The following is a 19,581-nucleotide window of genomic DNA, read 5'->3' as shown; positions in this document are numbered from 1 at the left end:
GGCCGTCGGTCCTACACCCACCCGCCCCGCCCTCCTTGCCAGAGAGCAAGCGCACCCAACCCCGCATGCGAGGTGTCAGGGCCTCGCGTCCGGGAGGGCACTACAGGGAGAGAATGACGAGAGACAGCCACCTTGTTCTTCTTCCCATGGCCGCCCCTGAAAGTGCTCCGTCACCGCTTGCCCCGGAGGCCCAGCCCGTCGGCTTCACCGCGGACGTCCAGGCCATCGCGCGCATCGATGCCGTCAAGACGGTGCTGCGCGTGCTCTTGCAGACCACGGGGCTGCGCCTGGCCGTCGTCGCGCGTGTCACCGCCCAGGAGTGGCGGTGTTGCGCCGTGCTGGATGAGATGAACTTCGGCCTCAATCCCGGCGACACGCTGGCCATCACCACGACCTTCTGCAACACGGTCCGAACCTCGGCGACACCGCTGCTCGTCAATCACGCGAGCAAGGACCCGCGCTTCGCCAGTCACCCCGCGCCCAAGCTCTATGGCGTGGAGAGCTACATCGCCGTGCCCCTGTACCGCAGGGACGGGTCCTTCTTCGGTGTCATGTGCGCGCTGGACGCAAACCCCGCCCTGCTCACCCAGGACAAGCTCGAGGTCTTCCGCCACCTCGGAGAGCTCATCGGCCATCAACTGGAGAACCAGGACGAGCTGGAGCGCAGGGACGCGCAGCTCTTCAACGCGAAGGAAGCGGCGATTCTTCGCGAGCAGCTGATTGGCATCGTCAGCCACGACCTCCGCAACCCGCTCAACGCCATCCTCCTCTCCGCGTCCACGCTGGTGCGGCGAACGGACCTGGACGAGCGGGCGCGCAAGGCCATCCGGCGCGTCGTGGACTCGGCGGACCGCGCGCAGCGCCTCATCCGGGACTTGCTCGACTTCACCCAGACACGCATGGGCCAGGTGTTGCCCGTCAATCGCCAGCCCATGGACATGCACGAGCTGACCCAGCAGGCGGTGGACGAAGTGCAGTCCGTCATGCCGGAGCGGGTGCTGGAAGTCGAGACACGGGGCGACGGGAAGGGAGCCTGGGACTCGGACCGAATCGCCCAGGTGATTCACAACCTGCTCTCCAACGCCGTGCAGTACAGCCCGCCCGACGCCCGCATCCAGGTGCTCTGCGAGGGCAGCGGCCGTCAGGAATTGGTGCTGCGGGTGAGCAACGCCGGGCCGCCCATTCCCGTCGACGTGCTCCCCTCCCTCTTCGAGCCCATGCGGCGCGGCACCGAGACGGGAACGGAGCGGCGCAGCATCGGCCTGGGCCTCTTCATCGTGGACCAGATTGCCCGGGCCCATGGAGGCCGCGTCGAAGTCGACTCCACGCTGGCGGGCGGGACGACCTTCAGCATCCACCTCCCGCGCCACGGCTGACCGCCCCTCCCTCGCGTGACGAGAGGGGCGGTGGTCCTTCAACGACTCAGGGGTTGAAGGTGATGTACGTCCCCGCGAGGCGGTTGTTGTCCTCGAAGAGCTCCTGCGTCGCGTTGCCCACGTCCGCGATGGCCCCCAGGTACCAGGACCCCGGGAACGGGATGCCGGCGAAGATGGGAACCGTCCCCGTCTCGCACTGGCCCGGCGCCAGGTTGAACGCGGGCGTAGCGCCCACGGGCAGGTCCGCCTCCAGCGCGCCAGGCCCGATGGGCGGCGTGATGACGGCATCCTTCGACAGGAACAGCTCCAGGGAGGTGACCCCCTGCTGCGTGCCGTGGTTGCACACCTGGAAGGACGCGGTGAAGGGCGCCCCGAGCGAGAGCGGGGTGGGCGCCGTCACGGACGTCACCACGAAGTCCGGCCGGTACCCCACGCCCAGGCGCGTGCCCAGCGTCACGTTGTTGTCCTCGAGGAGCTCCACCTCCAACTGAGCCGGGTCCACGACCGCGCCCAGGAAGTACGTCCCCTCCTGGACCCCGTGAGGCATGCCAGTCAGGCTCACCGTCTCGCACGCGCCGGGCGCCAACGGGGCCGACGGGTAGACGGGGCCGACGTACGCGTCCGCCGAGGGCTGCGAGCCCACGCGGGGAGTAATCACCGCATCCCGAGACAGGTACAGGTCCACCGGGGCCAGCCCCGGAGTCGTGCCCTGGTTGCACACGGTGATGTTCGCGGTGAGCCACTCGCTGACCTGCACCGCGGGGGTGCCCGTCACCGACGTCACGACGAGGTCCGGCCGCAGGCCCACGCCCAGCTTCGCGCCGCTCCGCGCGTTGTTGTCCTCGAACAATTCCGCGACGACGTTGTCACGGTCCGCGAGCGCCCCCAGGAAGTACACCCCCTCCGGGATGGGCGAGCTCGACACGGACGAGAGCGTGCGGCACTCCCGCGCGTTGAGCGCGCCGATGCTCACCTGTCCCAAGGAGCGGTCGGTCGCGGTGATGACCGCGTCGTCGGACAGGAACAGCTCCATCTGGCCGCCGCTCGACGGCGTCGTGCCCTGGTTGCAGACCTGGACGCTCGCGGAGAGCGGCTGGCCGGGCGCGACAGCAGACGGACCGGAGAGCGTGCCCACCACCAGGTCGGGGCCCAACCCCACGCCGAGCCGCGCGCTCAGCCGCGTGTTGTTGTCGGCATCCAGCTCATTGAGGAGGCGGGCCGGGTCGACGATGGCGCCCACGTGGTAGGCGCCGGGGACGAGCCCCGGGGGAGTGCTCGTGAAGCTCACCGTCCGACAAGCGCCGGGCTCGAGCGGCCCGGTGTCCTGGGTGCCCAGCCGTGTGTCCGTCAGCGGGTTGGGCGGCACGTGCGGCGTGATGACCTCGTCCGCCGTCAGGTACAGCTCCACGGTGGTGGCGCCACGGACCGTGCCCTGGTTGCACACCTCCGCGCTGGCCGTCAGCGACTGCCCCGGAGCCACGCTCGCGGGCGCCGTCACGGACGCCACCACGAAATCAGGCCGCAGCCCCACGCCCATGCGACTGCCCGCCTTCGTGTTGTTGTCCTCGATGAGCTCGGCCATCGTCAGCGCTGGGTCCACGATGGCGCCCAGCGTGTAGGCCCCCTCGCGAGGCACCGACGCCGTCACCGTCTTCGACTCCGTCTGGCACTGCCCGGGTGAGAGCATGCCCAGGATGACTTCACCGAGCAGGACATCCGACGTGGGCACGAGCGGCACCTCCGACGTGATGACCGCATCCGCGGACAGGTACAGCCTCACGATGGACATGGCCGGCACCGTGCCGACGTTGCAGGCCGTCACCAGCGCGGCGAAGGACTGGCCCGGCGCCACACTCGCCGGTCCCGTCACCGACGTCACGACGAAGTCCGGACGGGAGCCCACACCGAAGCTCGCGCTGGCCTGAGTGTTGTTGCTCCAGTCCGTCTCCAGGCCGCCACGCCGTGCGTTGACGATGGCCCCCAGGAAGTACGCCCCGGGGATGGGCGCGTTCGCCTGCACGCGCGTCGTGCGCGTCTGGCATCCGCCCGGCTGGAGCGGCTCCACCATGAACTGACCGACGCGCGCGTCCGAGGCGGGAGTGAGCGGAAGGTCCGCGGTGATGACCGCGTCCGCCGACAGGTACAGCTCCACCTCCGTGCCGCTCGAAGGGAGCGGCCCCTGATTGCACACCGTCACGCGGGCATCGAACATCCCTCCGTCCTGGATGCTCGCGGGCCCGGTGACGGACGTCACGACGAAGTCGGGTGCCGGCGCCGCGCTGAGCGCGGACCGCTCCGTCTCCACGGAAGCACCCTCCGTGACTTCCTCGACCGCGACGGGTCCGACTGACTCATCACAAGCGCTCACGACCAGCATCGTCGCGAGCCCCGTCACACCCCACACACTGCTCCTGGCCTTCATACGTAAACCTCTCGCGGGAACCGCCGGCCCGGACCTGCTTGAATCCTGCTGCTCGCAGGCGCTCGTGGCCGACTCCGCCGCGTGCCCTGTCTCACTTCACACCCCTGGCCTGGCTTTCCTGCGCAACGCCTCGTGAGCGCCTCTGGCGGTCCTCCCTGACGAAGCCCTTTCGTCGAGCGTCCAGGCGTGTGCGGTATAAGGCGCGCCATGGAGTCACCGCCGGCCCACCTCGCCCCCTCACCCACGGACCCCTGGCGGCTGCCTGTCTTCTGCCTGGCGGCGGCCTCGGTGCTGGGCCTGACGCTCCAGCTCACCAACGGCACGCTCCGCGAGGACTCCCTGCGGGGACTCACCCTGGCCCTGGGACTGAGCCTCTTCGCGGTGGTCGGCCCGGGACTGCGCCGTCCCTGGACGTGGGCGGAGCCGGTGCTCGCGCTGCTCGTGGGGGTCGCGCTGCTGGCGCAGCTCCAGGCCCTGCTCTCGGACTACCCCGCGGCCTCGCTGCGGCTGGATGGCCACTGGCCCTTCGCGCTCTTCCATGAGCGTCTGGCCACCGCGGCGCTTGTGTCGGGAGCGCTCCTGGCGGGGCCGGAGCGACTGCGACAGGTGGGTGTGCCCGTCCTGCTCGGGGTGTACCTGCTCCTGGGAGGGTGGATCCTCCAGCATGCCCCGGCGCCGCGCATCGACGTCTTCGTGTTCCAGGTCGAAGGCGCGGACGAGCTGCTGCGCGGCGGCAACCCGTTCGCGATGACCTTCCCCAACATCTACGGCCACTCGCTCTGGTACGGGGACGGGCTGGTGAAGGACGGGCGCCTGCTGTTCGGCTTTCCCTATCCGCCCCTGAGCCTGCTGTTCGCCACGCTCGGTCGCGTGCTGGCCGGAGACCCTCGCTACGCGCAGCTCGTGGCCACGGCGCTGGCGGCGGGCCTCATGGCCTATGCGCGGGGCGGACGGCTGGGCGCGGGCGCCGCCGCGCTCTACCTGCTCACCCCGCGCGGCTTCTTCGTGCTGGAGCAGTCCTGGACGGAGCCGTTCCTGGTGCTGCTGCTGTCGGCGAGCGTGTTCTGCGCCCTGCGCTTCCCTCGCGCCCTGCCCTACGTCTTCGGGCTGACGCTCGCCGTGAAGCAGCACACCGTGTTCCTGGTGCCGCTGGCCTTCCTCCTGGTGCCCGAGCCCCGGCGGCTCTGGGGCCTGCTGTGGCGCGCGGGCGCCACCGCCCTGCTCGTGAGCCTTCCGTTCGTCCTGCCGGACGTGAAGGCGTTCTTCCACAGCGTGGTGGCGCTGCACGTGCACCAGCCGTTTCGCACGGAGTCGCTGAGCTACCTGGCCGCGTGGGTGGCGAGGGGCCATCCGCCTCCGCCGCTCTGGATTCCGTTCGTCGCGGTGTCCCTGGTGCTGGGGCTGGGCCTGTGGCGTGCACCCCGGTCCCCCTCGGGCTTCGCCGCCGCCACGGCGCTCACGTACGCCACCTTCTTCGCCTTCAACAAACAGGCGTTCTGCAATTACTACTACTTCGTCGTGGCGACGCTGTGCGTGGCGGTGGCCTCCGCGCGGCTGCCCTCGTCGGAAGTCGGGGGCCGGTGACAGTTTCTCGCGGGCGCGGTGTTCCATCGACGGCGCGCGACCGCGCGAGACTCTCAACGGAGGCAGGATATGTGGATGCGCATGGCCGCGGGTGTGCTCGCGGCGGGGTGGCTTGCGGGGTGCAGTGACTTCGACGTGCACGGCAACGGCGACACCGTCACCGAGGAGCGCCAGGTGGAGGCGTTCCAGTCAGTGACCCATGAAGGCCCGCTGGACGTGGTGGTGCGCGAGGGCGAGACGGCCAGCCTCAAGGTGACGCTGGACTCCAACCTCCAGGACAACGTGCGCACCTTCAAGGGCCCTGATGCGTCCCTCATCATCACCACGGACGGCAACCTCCACCCCAAGGGCACCGCGCGGGTGGAGATCACCGTGCCTCGCCTGGTGGGCGCCACGCTGGAGGGCTCCGGCACGATGACGGTGGAGGGCTTCCTCGGGCAGAGCGGGGAGCACGTGCGGCTCCAGTCGACGGGCTCGGGCAGCCTGCGCTACTGCGGCGGAGCCCGCACGGTGGAGGCGAGGGTGGAGGGCTCCGGCCGGGTGGTGATGTGCATGCCGGACTCCGTGCTCGTGGAGCGGGCGGACTTCGCCCTGTCCGGCTCCGGAGAGCTGAGCTGGATGGGCGCCGCGAGCGACGTGCACGTCGCCAGCGAGGGCTCCGGCCTGGTGAGGCTGCGGGGCACCGCCTCCCGGCTGAGCGTGCGGCTGGACGGCAGCGGCGACCTGGAGGCCCGCGAGCTGCGCACGGTGGACCTGGACCTGGTCTCCGAGGGCTCCGGTGACGCGAGCGCCACCGTCGAGGGCGGCACCGTGAAGGTCTCCCTGGACGCGTCGGGCGACGTGGACCTGTGGGGCTCGGCCTCCGTGCGCTCCATCCGCGTCAACGGCAGCGGCCGGGTCAACTGGCACTGAGGCCCCAGGCGTGACGGCGGCCCACCCATCCGGGCCGGGCCGCCCGAGCCTCGCGACCTCAGTTGCTGGCGAGCGCAAACGCCAACGCCGCCCCATAGGGGGCCGGCAGCTCGGCGCCGCCCTGGTACAGGGTTCGCGTCGTCCAGCACGCATCCTCGTCGGAGAGGGTGCCCACCCGCAGCATGTAGTCAGCCAGCTTGCGCGCGTCCTGCTCGCCCAGTTTGGCGCCGAGCTGGGAGAACCCGCGCGACAGGTCGTCCTCCACGAATGTGCGCGACGGCGTCTGCCGCAGCTCGGCGACCACCGCCCTCGTGATGACGCCGCCGAACGCCCGGAGGCCCTCGTCGTCGAGTTCGCCGAGCAACCGCCCGAGCCCCTCCTCGCCCAGGTCTCCCCGCCCGAAGGAGGCACAATCCTTCTGCTGCGCGGCGCCCAGCATGCGCGCGAGGAGTCGCATCCGCAGCACCAGGTCCTCATCCGACAGCTTGGTGAGTCCCGCGCGCGTCTTGAGCATGGACTCGTGCTGGCGCTCGGCCGCGGTGAGCTGTGGGGTCTGCTCGAACCACTGGCGAATCTCCGGAGAGGCCCGCGCCTCCAGCGCCCAGTACTTGAGGTACCGGTCCATCGGCGTGCGCGGCTCCTCCTCCGCGAACGCGGTCATCATGCGGTCGAAGTCCGAGACGCTCCTCTTCGCGTACTCCCGGTAGCCGAACCCCGAGGCCAGCGAGGCGAGCGTCACCAGGACCACGGTGCCGTTCTTGCCCAGCTTGAGGACGTGGCCGAGCCCGCCCGCGAGCCCGCCCGCGACACCACCGACCAGCGTGCTGACCAGGACACTCGACCAATCCAAGCAATGACCTCCGACGTTGAGGTCGCCAATGTAGGGCCAGCCGGAGCGGCGGTGGAAGCCTCGCTCCGCACCCAGGGTGGTGGCCCTCCGCACCCAGGCGGCCCGCTCGCCTCCCCCCCGGGCGAGCCCTCCGCCACCACCGGCCTTTCTTCGCGGGCGCCTCCGGGATATTCACCGCGGGAATGAAGGACGCAGAGACCTCGTCGCCCGCACTCCCCGCTGATACCGACCTCCCGCAGCTGCCCTCGCTCTCGCTGGAGGAGGTCCGTCGCTGCACCCAGCTCCTCGAGGCCGTGGCGCAGGAGCGCATCCTGCTCACGCGGCTTCCCGAGGAGGACAAGCTCGCCCTCCTGGTCGCCGCTGGCCGCCTGGTGCACCCCGACCGTGGGGCGAAGACGCGGCTGGAGAAGGCCCTGCGGCGCGAGCGCCGGCACGAAAAGGAGACCAAGGACCGCGAGGTCCGGGCCTCCACCCGGATCCGGCTGATGCGTCGGGCGCCCGTCCTCAACGTGCCCCTGCTGCCGCCCCCGCCCGAGGAGAACCCGGGGCAGCTGCTCGAGACGCCGCGCAAGTGCTACGTGTGCAAGGCGGAGTACCGGCAGCTGCACTTCTTCTACGACGCCATGTGCCTGGAGTGCGCCCACTTCAACTACGCGAAACGGACCCAGCGCGCGTCCCTGGACGGCAAGGTCGCGCTCATCACCGGCGCGCGCGTGAAGATTGGCTTCCAGGCCTCGCTGATGCTGCTGCGCTCGGGCGCCACCGTCATCGCGACGACGCGCTTCCCCCAGGACGCGGCGCGGCGCTACGTGCTGGAGCCGGACTTCGCGGACTGGTCCCACCGGCTGCACATCCACGGGCTGGACTTGCGGCACGCGCCCAGCGTGGAGCTGTTCGCCAACTACGTGGAGCAGACGCACCGTCGGCTGGACATCCTCATCAACAACGCGGCGCAGACGGTCCGCCGCCCGCCGGGCTTCTACGCGCACCTGCTCGAGGGTGAGCAGCTCCGCCTGGACCAGCTGCCGGAAGCCGCGAGACCGCTGCTCGCCGGACACCAGGCCTGCATCGCGACGGTGGCGCCCGCGCTCGGTACCGGTACGCAGGACGCAGCTTCGCTCACGACGACCTGGCGCAGCAGCGACCCCGCGCTGGGCATCCACTCCTCCGCCGCGCTGTCGCTCTTGCCCTACGCCATGGAGCAGGAGGGGGACACGCGCGCCCTCTTCCCCCAGGGCCGACTGGACGCGGACGAGCAGCAGGTGGACCTGCGCAACATGAACTCGTGGCGGATGAAGCTGGCGGACGTGACGACGGCGGAGATGCTGGAGGTCCACCTCATCAACGCGGTGGCGCCCTTCATCCTCTGCGGCAAGCTCAAGCCGCTGATGGCCCGCGAGCGCTCCACTCCGGGCCACATCGTCAACGTGTCGGCGATGGAGGGCAGCTTCTCGCGCGGGACGAAGACGGACCGGCACCCGCACACCAACATGGCGAAGGCCGCGCTGAACATGATGACGCTGACGTCCGCCGCGGACTACGCCAAGGACCGCATCTACATGAACGCCGTGGACACGGGCTGGGTCACCGACGAGGACCCGGTGCAGTTCTCCGAGCGCAAGGTGCAGGACCTCGACTTCCAGCCGCCGCTGGACATCGTCGACGGCGCGGCCCGCATCGTCGACCCGGTCATCTTCGCGGAGAACAGCGGCGAGTACGCCTGGGGCAACTTCTTCAAGGACTACCGCCCCACCACGTGGTGAGCACCTGACCGTGTCACCTGGGAGCAGGGCCCGTACCCATCAGCCGGGTACGCCGAGCCCGCTCCCGGGGCGTGTCGCGGGAAGTACGTAGGTCCCCGCCCACTCCGCTGGAGGCTGTGGCTGTGGTGACACCTGTCACCGTGGTACATGTACCCCAGAGTCGGCGACGGAGCGCCTCAGCGCGCCTGGAGTCCATTGCCCTCCGCCCCTGGCATAAACCCTCACCGCCTCATCTCCTCTCCATGCCGAATCCCCGTGTGCCTTCACGGTTGTTGAGCGCCCTCTTCGCCGCCCTGTTCCTCACCCTGTCCGCGTGTGGAGACGATCCGCCCTCCAATGCCGACGCGGGGCCTCGTCCCTCCGAAGGAGATGCCTCCACGCCCGACAGCGGCACGCTCGACAGCGGCACGCCCGACAGCGGCGGCGATGCGGGCACACCGGGACAGGAAGAGGACTCGGGCACTTCGTCGGAGACCGACGGTGGGAGCGGTGACGGCGGCGGCTGTCCTGGCAGCACCTTCGCCCCGAGCTCCTGCCCATGCTGCCCTCCTGACGATGATGGCGGCCCCGGCCCTCAGCCGGAAGCCGACGCGGGACCCCTGGATGCGGGACCTGTCGACGCGGGCCCCCCGGACGCGGGACCTGTCGATGGGGGACCTGTCGATGCGGGACCTGTCGATGCGGGACCTGTCGATGCGGGACCTGTCGATGCGGGACCTGTCGATGCGGGACCTGTCGATGCGGGCCCCCCGGATGCGGGAGGCCCCGTCTGCGGTGATGGAACGCGCGAGGCTCCGGAGACCTGTGACGACGGAAACACGACGAGCAACGACGGCTGCGATTCGAGCTGCGCCCTCGAGCCCGGGTGGAACTGCCCGACGAACGGGCGCGCCTGTCAGGCAGCGGCGTGTGGCGACAACCTCATCGCCGGCAACGAAGAGTGCGAGGACGGCAACATCATCACAGGGGACGGCTGCGACAACACTTGCCGCCTGGAGTCCGGCTACAAGTGCCCTCTCATTGGCCAGCCGTGCAGCCGCACCACTTGCGGCGACCAGGTGGTCGAGGGCACCGAGCAGTGCGACGACGGCAACAACGACACGGGTGACGGGTGCTCGCCGCTGTGCATGAAGGAGCCCCGCTGCACCGACGGCGTCTGTGATGCCACGTGCGGCGACGGGGTGCTGCTGCCCAACGACACGACCGAGGAGTGCGACGATGGCAACACGCGCGCCCATGACGGGTGCTCGCCGACGTGTCGCTTCGAGCCGGGCTTCACCTGCGTCAACGTCGAGCAGGAGCCGCCCCAGCAAGTGTCCCTCCCCATCGTCTACCGCGACTTCCGCGGCTACGACCTGCCGGCCTCGGGCCCCCTCCCCCGAGGACACATCGACTTCGAGAACAAGAACGGAACCGAGCGGGGCCTCGTGAAGAACCTCCTGAGTGTGGCCGGCAAGCCCGACTACGCGAAGGAGGGTCAGCCCTCCACCACGACGAGCGGAGCCGCGAATTTTGCCCAGTGGTTCCTCGACACGACCTTCGTGAACAAGCCCGTGGTCAGTACGCTGACGCTCCAGCGGCAGATGAATGGCGCGTACCTCTACGACAACGCGGCATTCTACCCGCTGGACACCCTGGGCTGGGTGGCCGCGGGGTTCGAGCCCCTGCGCATGGACAGCGGCACTCCCGCCCAGCCGCGCAACTACAGCTTCACCAGCGAGACGCGCTACTGGTTCGAGTACAAGGGCACCGAGGTCCTGACCTTCCGAGGCGATGACGACGTCTGGGTCTTCGTCAATCGCATCCTGGCGCTCGACCTGGGAGGGATCCACGGAGCGGAGCAAGGTACCGTCACGCTGTCCACTCAGGCCGCACGGCTCGGACTCACGCTGGGCGGCATCTATGAGGTCGCGGTGTTCCAGGCCGAGCGTCACACCACCGGCTCCTCGTACCGGCTCACCCTCAACAACTTCGCCACCCGCCGCACCCTGTGCATCGCGCAATGCGGCAACAACCAGGTCGATGCGTTCGAGGAATGCGATGACGGTGTGAATGATGGCAGCTACGGCCAATGCGCGCCGGGCTGCGTGCTGGGGCCGCGCTGCGGAGACGGCACTCTCCAGGACGTGTTCGGCGAGGAGTGCGATGACGGCAACCTCCAGAGCAGGGATGGCTGCAGCGCCACCTGCAAGGTGGAGATTGGCTGAGGCGTGAAGCCCGTCGGCTCCGGGGCACCACGTGCTCCGGAGCCAGGGACGGCCCTCCTCCACGACGAGCGGCGCCGCGACGACGGGCGCACGCTCACGAGCGGATGCGCCGGTACATCAGGTCCGTGCGCAGCGCGTACTTCCGGCCCGCGGTGACCTCCGCCCCCTCGTGGTACAGGTGGTGGTTGAAGAGCAGCGCGGAGCCCGCGCGCGGCGTCACGGAGCGCTCCAGGAAGAGGAAGTTCGTCGCGCCTCCGTGCGTGCAGTCGTTCAGGTACACCATGAAGGTGAGCAGGCTTCGCTCATCGCGGTGCCGCACGAAGGCCCCGTCGAAGTGCGGGGCGAAGTACTGCCCCGCGTCGTAGCGGTAGCAGCGCAGCCGCTCGTTCGTCCCGCACAGCTCCCACTCCCGCTCCAGCCGGGGCGGGACGTGGGGCGCGATTCGCTGGAACAACAGGTCCGCCAGCTCGTAGTCGTCGAACATCACCCGGGTGTTGTTCCGGATGTCGGGCCTCATCACGAAGCCCGAGGCCGTGGTGATGGGCGCCGCCGTCGGCCCGGCCTCCTCGATTCGCGCCACCAGGGCCCGGCACTCCTCGCCGTTGAGCAGGTCATCGACGGTGATGACCAGCGGGTTGCGCTCATCCAGCTCTACCTCAGGATCCGGAAGCAGGGGCGTCATGGACGTGGATGTGATTCCAAGCGCCGTGAAATGTAAACGCGCCCCGTGTCACCTCCGCCCCCCACGTGAACTACAGGCCCGCCCCACCGCGCCCACGCGGTCCGAAGAGTTCGTGCCGCCCGGCTGCCGCGCGTTGCCTCTCGCCGAGGCAAGCACGGTGACGACAGGGTGGCCCCACGATGAGCCACCACCACCGCCGCCGGTATAGGTCCACTTGTGAGCGTCTCCTACATCCTCCCGGTGTCGTCGCTGGGCGGCGCATCCACGTGAAAGGCACTGTGCTCACATCTTCACGGAGTCACCACGGCACGGGCATGAAGGGTTCAGCCCCGGCCCGTTCCAGGGGATACCGGGGAGCGGCCGGAGCGACGACGCCGGCCCCCACCACCCAGGTCCCCCGGGACTGACGGAAAGGACGCCATGCTACACATCACCAGCGCGGGACAAGGAGCCAGGGTGCGGCTGGAGAGCATCCCCACGGCCCCGCCGAAGAAGGCCCTCAAGGCCGATGCGAAGGCGGAGTTCGACGCGCTCGGCGAGGAGCTGTTCGACCTCCAGGACCTGCTCTGGGGCGCGCGCATGAACTCCGTGCTCATCGTCCTGCAAGGCCGCGACACGGCGGGCAAGGACGGCACCATCAAACACGTGGTGGGCAACCTCAATCCGCGCGGCGTCAGCGTCGCCTCCTTCGCCGCCCCCAGCACCGAGGAGCGCGAGCACGACTTCCTCTGGCGCATCCACCGCCACACGCCCCGCCAGGGCGAGTTCTCCATCTTCAACCGCTCCCACTACGAGGACGTGCTCGCCGTGCGCGTGCATGACCTGGCGCCCCGCTCACTCTGGAAGGAGCGCTACGGACACATCCGCGACTTCGAGGAGATGCTCTTCGAGCACGGCACCATCGTCCTGAAGTTCTTCCTCCACATCAGCAAGGAGGAACAGGAGCAGCGCCTGCTGGACCGGGAGAAGGAGCCGCGCAAGGCCTGGAAGATCAGCCCCGGGGACTGGGAAGACCGACAGCACTGGGCGGACTACACCCGCGCCTACCATGACGTCTTCGCGCGCACGTCGACGAAGAACGCGCCGTGGACCATCGTCCCCGCGGACGCCAAGTGGTACCGCAACCTCGTCGTCGCGCGCGCGGTGGCCACCGCCCTGCGGCCCTACCGCAAGCGCTGGCAGGAGCGACTGGACGAGGTGGGCGCCCAGAAGAAGGCGGAGCTCCGGACCTGGCGCAAGAAGCATTGATTCGCTGAGCCCTGGCGTGCGGGGAGCCGGCTTCCCCGCGCGTCACGAGCGCCGGCAGACGGCTGTCTATCGATGCGCGCTCAGCCCCCTTGATGGCGCGGCAGCCACACCTTGAAGCGGGTTCCATCCTCGGCGGAGTACACGTCGATGCTGCCGCCATGGCCCAGGACAATGAGTCGGGAGATGTAGAGCCCCAGGCCGATGCTGCCCTTGCCCCTGCGAGCCTTCGGACCACGTCGGTAGGGTTCGAAGAGGGTGGGCAACAGCGCCGCGGGAATGGGCGGACCCTCGTTGTGGACCTCCAGGCACATGCCCCCCTCGTCCTCCCGGAGCACCACCCGCACCCGCGCGGCCGGCTCGCTGTGCTGAAGCGCGTTGCCCACCAGGTTGGTCACCACCTGCGCCAGCCGGTCCTCGTCCGCGTCCAGGCGACCGTCTCCTCGAAGGTCCAGGTGGACGTGCCGGTGGGGATGCACGAGCAACACCTCTTCCACGACCTGCCGTGTCAGGCCATGCAGGTCCATGGGACGGGGCCGGATGGGGAGGCTGTCGCCGACACGGGCCTGGGTGAAGTCCAGCAGGTCCCGAATCATTCGCGTGGCTCGCTGGGTCGCATCGCGGATGCGGTCGATTCCCTTCACCCCGTCCGCGGACAGCCCGGTGCGCCGGAGCAGCGCGGCGGCCGTCAGGAGGATGGCATTGAGGGGGTTGCGCAAATCGTGGCTCACGATGGCCACGACATCCTCGCGCACCCGCACCGCCTCGCGCGCCTCCCGGTACAGCCGCGCGTTCTCGATGGCCACCGACGCGCGGTCCGCGGCGCCACGCGCCAGCTCCACCAGCGCCTCCATCTCCGCGGGCGCATGAGGTTGGGTCCACACCAGGTGGATGAGCCCCAGCGCGCGCCCGCGAGACACCAGCGGCACCAGCGCCGAGGACTGGGGCGCCAGCTCGTCCAGCAACGCGCGGTGCGCCGCATTGCTCGCCACCGCATCCAACCACTCCGGCGTCACCTGGGGCACGGCGATGGACTCGGCCCGCGACAGCGCTCGGGCCATGGGCGTGTCGCCCTCCACGCGAGGGGCGAAGGGAAGGATGCGTCGAATCAGCTCCCGGCGCGCCGGGTCCCTCGCCGCCGCCTCGACCCGGACGAGCTGCCCCTCCGCGTCCAGCAGGTCCACAGTGCAGTAGTCGGACAGGTGCGTCACCGCCAGGCCCGCGAGGCTCCGGAGGGTGGCCTCCAGGTCCAGCGAGCCCGACAGCACCCGCCCCGCCTCCAGCAGGAAGTCCCGGGCCGCGTTCGTCCGGCGGATGTCGGTGATGTCGGTGGAGATGCCGCAGACGATGGGTCCCTCCTCGCGCGCGCCGGGCAGGGGGAACTTCATGGCGAACCACGTGCGCAGCCCCTTCACCCCCGGAACCTGCTCGTCCGCCATCACGGGCGCGTGCGTCTGGCGAACCCGCGCGTCGTTCTCGCGGTTGCGGTCCGCCACCGAGGCGGGGAAGAGCTCGCAGTCCGTCCTGCCGAGGATGGCCGAGCGTGGCATCCCCATCGCCTCCTCGAAGCTGCGGTTGACGAGGACGAAGCGGCCCTGCGCGTCCTTCGCGAAGATGACGGGTGGCGCATGGTCGATGATGGCCTGGAGCCATGACTGGTCCTCGCGCGTGCGGCCCGTCACCGAGTGCCGGCTCACCGCGTCCACGGCCGCCTCCGCCAGCACCGCCCCCACGATTCGCAGCTCCCGGAAGGACACGTCCGCTCCGGCCTCGTCGAGCAACTCCAGCAGGCAGTCGTGGAACAGGACGTACTCCCGCCCGAGCAGGCCCGCATCCGTGTCCTGGTGGGCGTGCCAGCGCTCCGCCTGCCCGACGCGCAAGTCGTGAAGCACGCGGGGAGCGGGCGGAACACGCGCTTCCCGGAGCGCTCGGGTGAGGGCGTCCAGGAGGAGGGGGAACAGCTCTACCAGCCTGCTCTCCGCGAGGCCCTGGGGACCGCGCTCCCGCTCCAATCGGAGCGCGTAGCGTGCCCTCAGCTCACGCTCCCATCCCGACAGCAAATCCCCCACCCGAGCGACGGGGACCTCCCCCAAATGCACCAACGTGCGGCTCCTTCCTGCACGGCGGGACCAGGCGGGCAGCCTCCCGCCGCGTCGAGCGCCCTATCGGGACACCCACCCGCCTTCCCCCACACGAACCCCATCGCCGCCCCCGGCCTTCCAGCGCGAGCACGGGCGCACGACATATCTACGCATCGGGCCCCCAGGGGCTCATGCGGCCAGCCAACCAGGACGCTCCCCAAGAGAATGGGCTTCTGTTCCTGACGGATGCCGCGCGCCTCCAGATGCGCGGCGTGTCGAGTCGGGTCTTCCCGCGGCACTTCAAACCAGACACATCAGCCTGAAACATACACATGGGAACCCTCCAGCTTCTCCAGGGTGAAGGCGCGGCCTCTCGGAAGGAACGGAGGACGTCGCCATGTTTCGAGCCGCGTCATCGGACACGGGGCCCTTGTGGAGCGGCTCCTCCGGGCCCTGATACACTGCCGTGATACACCGAGCATCACCTCCCCTGCCCGAACATCCTCGAGCCCGCACCATGAGCACTCTCGACACCTCTGTCTGCCCTGTCAGCTCGTTCAACGAGTGGGACCCCCTGGAAGAAGTCATCGTGGGCATCGTGGACGGCGCCACCGTTCCGCCCTCGCACATCGCCCTGAAGGCCACGCTGCCCGAGGACCAGCACGACTTCTTCCGCAAGCACGCCGGCCGGCCCTTCCCCGCCGAGCGCATCGCCGCCGCGAAGCGGGAGCTGGACGGCCTGGTGCACCTCTTGGAAGCCGAGGGCGTGAAGGTGCGCCGACCGGTGCCGGTGGACCAGCTCAAGCCCTTCGGCGCGCCGGGCTGGACGAGCACCGGCCTGTACGCGGCCATGCCCCGGGACGTGCTGCTGGTGGTGGGCGATGAGCTCATCGAGTGCCCCATGGCGTGGCGCTCGCGCTACCACGAGACCTCCTCGTACCGCCCGCTGCTCAAGGAGTACTTCCGAGGCGGCGCCCGATGGACGGCGGGGCCCAAGCCGGAGCTGCGCGACGAGCTGTATGACCATGACTGGACGGAGGCCCACGACGGCGGCCCCTTCCGTTCAGTCATCACCGAGTTCGAGCCCACCTTCGACGCCGCGGACTTCATGCGGTGTGGCCGTGACCTCTTCGCCCAGCGCAGCAACGTCACCAACGACTTCGGCATCGAGTGGCTGCGCCGCCACCTGGGCCCGGAGTACCGCATCCACGTCTTCGAGTTCGATGACCCGCATCCCATGCACATCGACGCGACGCTGGTGCCGCTGGCCCCGGGCAAGCTGCTCATCAACCCGGAGCGCGTGACGAAGGTGCCGGAGCTGTTCAAGGGCTGGGACGTCTTCCGCGCGCCCACGCCCAGCATCCCCCCGGAGCACACGCTCTACATGACGAGCAAGTGGCTCAACATGAACATCCTCATGCTCGACGAGGAGCGCGTCGTCGTGGAGCGCCAGGACGAGCCGATGATTGCCGCCTTCAAGAAGTGGGGCTTCAAGCCCCTGCTCTGCGACTTCCGGAACTTCAACTCCTTCGGCGGCTCGTTCCACTGCGCCACGCTGGACGTCCGGCGCCGAGGTGGCCTCAAGTCCTACTTCTAGGGACGCCGGAAGGCGTGCCAGTCCGTCAGGGGTCCGTTAAAAAGGGCCCCCATGACGGCACTCGCTGACCTCTTCCCGACCGACGAGCAGATTCCCCCCGGCGTGAGACTCCCCGCCTATCTCGAGCAGCGCGAGTACCTGGTCGGGGGTGAACTGAGGACGTGGGCGGGAGACCTCAGCCCCGTGCGCAGCCCCGTCTTCGTGAAGACGGCCGAGGGCCCGAAGCAGAAGGTCATTGGGGCCACTCCGCTGCTGACTTCCCGCGAGTCGCTGGACGCGCTCGCGGCGGCCGTGAAGGCGTACGATTTGGGCCGGGGCGTCTGGCCGACCATGAGGGTCGCCGAGCGAATCGAGGCCGTCGAGCGCTTCGTGTTGGCGATGCGCGCGCAGCGCACGGCGGTGGTGAACCTCCTGATGTGGGAGATTGGGAAGACGCAGCCGGACTCCGAGAAGGAGTTCGACCGCACCATCGACCTCATCGTGGAGACCATCCGCTCGCTGAAGGAGCTGGACCGGACCTCGTCCCGCTTCGTGCAGGAGCAGGGCATCATGGCGCAGATTCGCCGGGCTCCCATGGGCGTGGCGCTGTGCATGGGGCCCTACAACTACCCGCTCAACGAGACGTTCAGCACGCTCTTCCCCGCCCTGTTGATGGGTAACACGGTGGTCTTCAAGCCGGCGAAGTTCGGCGTGCTGCTCATCCGTCCCCTGCTGGAGTCCTTCCGCGACTGCTTCCCGCCGGGCGTCATCAACATCATCTACGGCAAGGGCCGCGAGACGGTGGGCGCGCTGATGGAGAGCGGCCAGGTGGACCTCTTCGCCTTCATTGGAACGAACAAGGGCGCCAGCGAGCTGAAGAAGATGCACCCCCGGCCCCACCGCCTGAAGTCCGTGCTGGGCCTGGACGCGAAGAACCCGGCCATCATCCTGCCGGACGCGGACCTGGATAACGCGGTGAAGGAGTGCCTCACCGGCACGCTGTCCTTCAATGGCCAGCGGTGCACGGCGCTCAAGCTGCTGATGGTGCACCGGAGCATCGTCGACGCCTTCCTGAAGAAGTTCACCGCGGCGGTGGACCAGCTCAAGCCCGGCATGCCGTGGGAGCCGGGCGTGGCCGTCACGCCCCTGCCGGAGCCGGGCAAGACGGACTACCTCCAGGGCCTCGTGGACGACGCGGTGTCCAAGGGCGCGCGCGTGGTGAACGCGACGGGGGGCCAGTCGGCCCACTCGTTCTACGCGCCCACGGTGGTGTACCCCGTGACGCAGGACATGCGGCTGGCGAGCGAGGAGCAGTTCGGCCCCGTCGTCCCGGTGATGGTGTTCGACGAGGACGAGGAGGTGGTGCGGTGGGTGGTGAACGCCCAGTTCGGCCAGCAGCTCAGCCTCTTCGGCCAGGACTCGGCGCGCATCGGCCGCTTCATCGACGCGTTCTCCAACCAGGTGGGCCGCATCAACCTCAACTGCCAGTGCCAGCGCGGCCCGGACACCTTCCCCTTCAACGGGAGGAAGGACTCCGCCGAGGGCACGCTGTCCGTCGCGGATGCGCTGCGCGTGTTCTCCATCCGCACGCTCGTCGCCACGAAGACGACGCCCGCCAACACCACGCTCGTCCAGTCCATCCTGACCCGGCGCGAGTCGGACTTCCTCACCACGGACTTCCTCTTCTGACGGCTCAGTCGAACTCGAGCGCCCGCTGGAAGTCGGCCGGGTTGGAGGCCGCGCTCTGCGCGGTCTCCAGGGTGATGAGCCCCTCGCGGTAGAGCTGCGTCAGGTGCTGGTCGAAGGACTGCATGCCGAACATGTCGCGGCCCTTCTCGATGACGTCCTTCAGCTCGCTGGCGCGGTCATCCCGGATGTACTGCTCCACCGTCTTCGTCTGCACCATGATTTCCAGCGCCACCGTGCGGCCCTTGCCGCTGGCCCGGGGCAGGAGCCGCTGGGACACCGTCGCCTTCAGACAGTCCGCCAGGCGCATGCGCACCATCATCTGCTCTTCGGCGGGGAACACCGACACCAGGCGGTTGATGGTGCGCGAGGCATCCGTCGTGTGCACCGTGGAGAGCACCAGGTGGCCCGTCTCCGCCGCCTTGAGCGCGATGTCGATGGTCTCCGTGTCGCGCATCTCGCCCACCAGGATGACGTCCGGGTCCTGGCGCAGCGCCCCTCGGAGCGCCACCGCGAAGTTGTTCGTGTCCGAGCCAATCTCCCGCTGGGAGATGGACGACTTGATGTTCTTGTAGATGAACTCGATGGGGTCCTCGATGGTGAGGACGTGCAGGTTCTCCGAGCGATTGATGTGGTCAATCATCGACGCCAGCGTGGAGCTCTTCCCGGAGCCCGTCGCGCCCGTCACCAGCACCAACCCTCGCTCGTTGCTCGCAATCGTCTTGAGCACCTGCGGCAGGCCCAGCCCGTCGATGGTAGGGATTTCATCCGGGATGATGCGCAGGATGCACGCCAGCGAGCCCCGCTGACGGTAGATGTTGACGCGGAAGCGCGCGACGCCCGGCAGGCTGTAGGACGCGTCGCACTCCTGGAGCGTGTCCAGCTGCTTCTTGACGGACGGGTCCGAGATGACGTGGAACGCCACCTGCTTGGTGTGGTCCGCGAGGAGCTTGTCCATCTTCAGGGGCCGCAACGCGCCGTTCACCCGGTAGATGGGCGGATCACCCGGGCGAAAGTGGATGTCCGATGCGCCATTCTGCACGCCGACCGTGAGCAGCTTGTTGAGCGTTGCCAGATCCAGGAGAGGGCCTACCTTCAGCGAGGAGAGCCCCGGATTCTAGGCCAACGACTCTCACCTGCCCACGGAGTGGGTAATGACCCTCGCGCTCCTCCCGGGTGGTGAGAACCCCGCCTCAG

The 19,581-nt window shown here is 69.2% G+C and carries 13 protein-coding genes; 8 read left to right on the top strand and 5 right to left on the bottom strand.

Going from position 1 to position 19,581, the window contains the following annotated elements; genetic code table 11:
- The first annotated feature begins 146 nt into the window (after positions 1-146).
- The gene (locus ACN469_RS10860) at positions 147-1,376 is read left to right on the top strand and encodes a GAF domain-containing sensor histidine kinase (protein ID WP_498766851.1); all 1,230 of its coding nucleotides are present in this window, start codon (positions 147-149) and stop codon (positions 1,374-1,376) included.
- 46 nt (positions 1,377-1,422) lie between these two features.
- Here the strand turns inward: ACN469_RS10860 and ACN469_RS10855 are convergent, their stop codons facing one another.
- A complete protein-coding gene (locus ACN469_RS10855) occupies positions 1,423-3,798 on the bottom strand; it encodes a CARDB domain-containing protein (RefSeq protein ID WP_498766849.1) in 2,376 nt (791 codons plus the stop codon).
- A 207-nt stretch (positions 3,799-4,005) separates the two neighbouring features.
- On the opposite strand from ACN469_RS10855, the gene ACN469_RS10850 reads away from it, so the two are divergent.
- Together ACN469_RS10850 and ACN469_RS10845 are read left to right on the top strand one after the other, a co-directional pair.
- Positions 4,006-5,382 carry a hypothetical protein gene (locus tag ACN469_RS10850; protein ID WP_498766847.1) on the top strand — a complete coding sequence of 459 codons (1,377 nt, stop codon included), beginning with the start codon at positions 4,006-4,008 and terminating at the stop codon, positions 5,380-5,382.
- Positions 5,383-5,457: 75 nt separating this feature from the next.
- Entirely contained in the window at positions 5,458-6,294 is an 837-nt protein-coding gene (locus ACN469_RS10845) for a GIN domain-containing protein (protein ID WP_498766845.1), read from the top strand.
- A 58-nt stretch (positions 6,295-6,352) separates the two neighbouring features.
- Here ACN469_RS10845 and ACN469_RS10840 read toward each other — a convergent pair whose 3' ends face one another.
- Complete coding sequence (locus ACN469_RS10840; RefSeq protein ID WP_498766843.1) at positions 6,353-7,144, bottom strand: hypothetical protein; 792 nt, start codon at positions 7,142-7,144, stop codon at positions 6,353-6,355.
- Positions 7,145-7,326: 182 nt separating this feature from the next.
- Here ACN469_RS10840 and ACN469_RS10835 point away from each other — a divergent pair, with 182 nt between their 5' ends.
- Both ACN469_RS10835 and ACN469_RS10830 read left to right on the top strand, forming a co-directional pair.
- Positions 7,327-8,907: an SDR family NAD(P)-dependent oxidoreductase gene (locus ACN469_RS10835; protein WP_498766841.1), complete on the top strand. Its 1,581-nt coding sequence runs from the start codon at positions 7,327-7,329 to the stop codon at positions 8,905-8,907.
- Between the two features lie 242 nt (positions 8,908-9,149).
- Entirely contained in the window at positions 9,150-11,114 is a 1,965-nt protein-coding gene (locus ACN469_RS10830; RefSeq protein WP_498766839.1) for a DUF4215 domain-containing protein, read from the top strand.
- Between the two features lie 94 nt (positions 11,115-11,208).
- Here ACN469_RS10830 and ACN469_RS10825 read toward each other — a convergent pair whose 3' ends face one another.
- Entirely contained in the window at positions 11,209-11,796 is a 588-nt protein-coding gene (locus tag ACN469_RS10825) for a prolyl hydroxylase family protein (protein WP_498766837.1), read from the bottom strand.
- Between the two features lie 420 nt (positions 11,797-12,216).
- Between ACN469_RS10825 and ACN469_RS10820 the strand changes: the two genes are divergently transcribed.
- Complete coding sequence (locus tag ACN469_RS10820) at positions 12,217-13,044, top strand: polyphosphate kinase 2 family protein (RefSeq protein WP_498766836.1); 828 nt, start codon at positions 12,217-12,219, stop codon at positions 13,042-13,044.
- Positions 13,045-13,124: 80 nt separating this feature from the next.
- On the opposite strand, the gene ACN469_RS10815 is transcribed toward ACN469_RS10820, so the two are convergent.
- Positions 13,125-15,140 (bottom strand): sensor histidine kinase, encoded by a 2,016-nt coding sequence (locus tag ACN469_RS10815; protein WP_498766834.1) that lies wholly within the window; start codon positions 15,138-15,140, stop codon positions 13,125-13,127.
- A 499-nt stretch (positions 15,141-15,639) separates the two neighbouring features.
- Here ACN469_RS10815 and ACN469_RS10810 point away from each other — a divergent pair, with 499 nt between their 5' ends.
- Together ACN469_RS10810 and ACN469_RS10805 are read left to right on the top strand one after the other, a co-directional pair.
- Positions 15,640-16,719: a hypothetical protein gene (locus ACN469_RS10810; RefSeq protein WP_498766832.1), complete on the top strand. Its 1,080-nt coding sequence runs from the start codon at positions 15,640-15,642 to the stop codon at positions 16,717-16,719.
- A 51-nt stretch (positions 16,720-16,770) separates the two neighbouring features.
- Complete coding sequence (locus ACN469_RS10805; RefSeq protein WP_498766830.1) at positions 16,771-18,387, top strand: NADP-dependent glyceraldehyde-3-phosphate dehydrogenase; 1,617 nt, start codon at positions 16,771-16,773, stop codon at positions 18,385-18,387.
- 4 nt (positions 18,388-18,391) lie between these two features.
- Here the strand turns inward: ACN469_RS10805 and ACN469_RS10800 are convergent, their stop codons facing one another.
- Positions 18,392-19,465 (bottom strand): type IV pilus twitching motility protein PilT, encoded by a 1,074-nt coding sequence (locus tag ACN469_RS10800; RefSeq protein ID WP_498766879.1) that lies wholly within the window; start codon positions 19,463-19,465, stop codon positions 18,392-18,394.
- Positions 19,466-19,581 lie beyond the last annotated feature (116 nt).

Origin of the sequence: Corallococcus terminator, from assembly GCF_049194865.1 — a bacterium.
Taxonomy (GTDB): domain Bacteria; phylum Myxococcota; class Myxococcia; order Myxococcales; family Myxococcaceae; genus Myxococcus; species Myxococcus terminator_A.
This window is presented reverse-complemented; position numbering and strand designations above follow the sequence as displayed.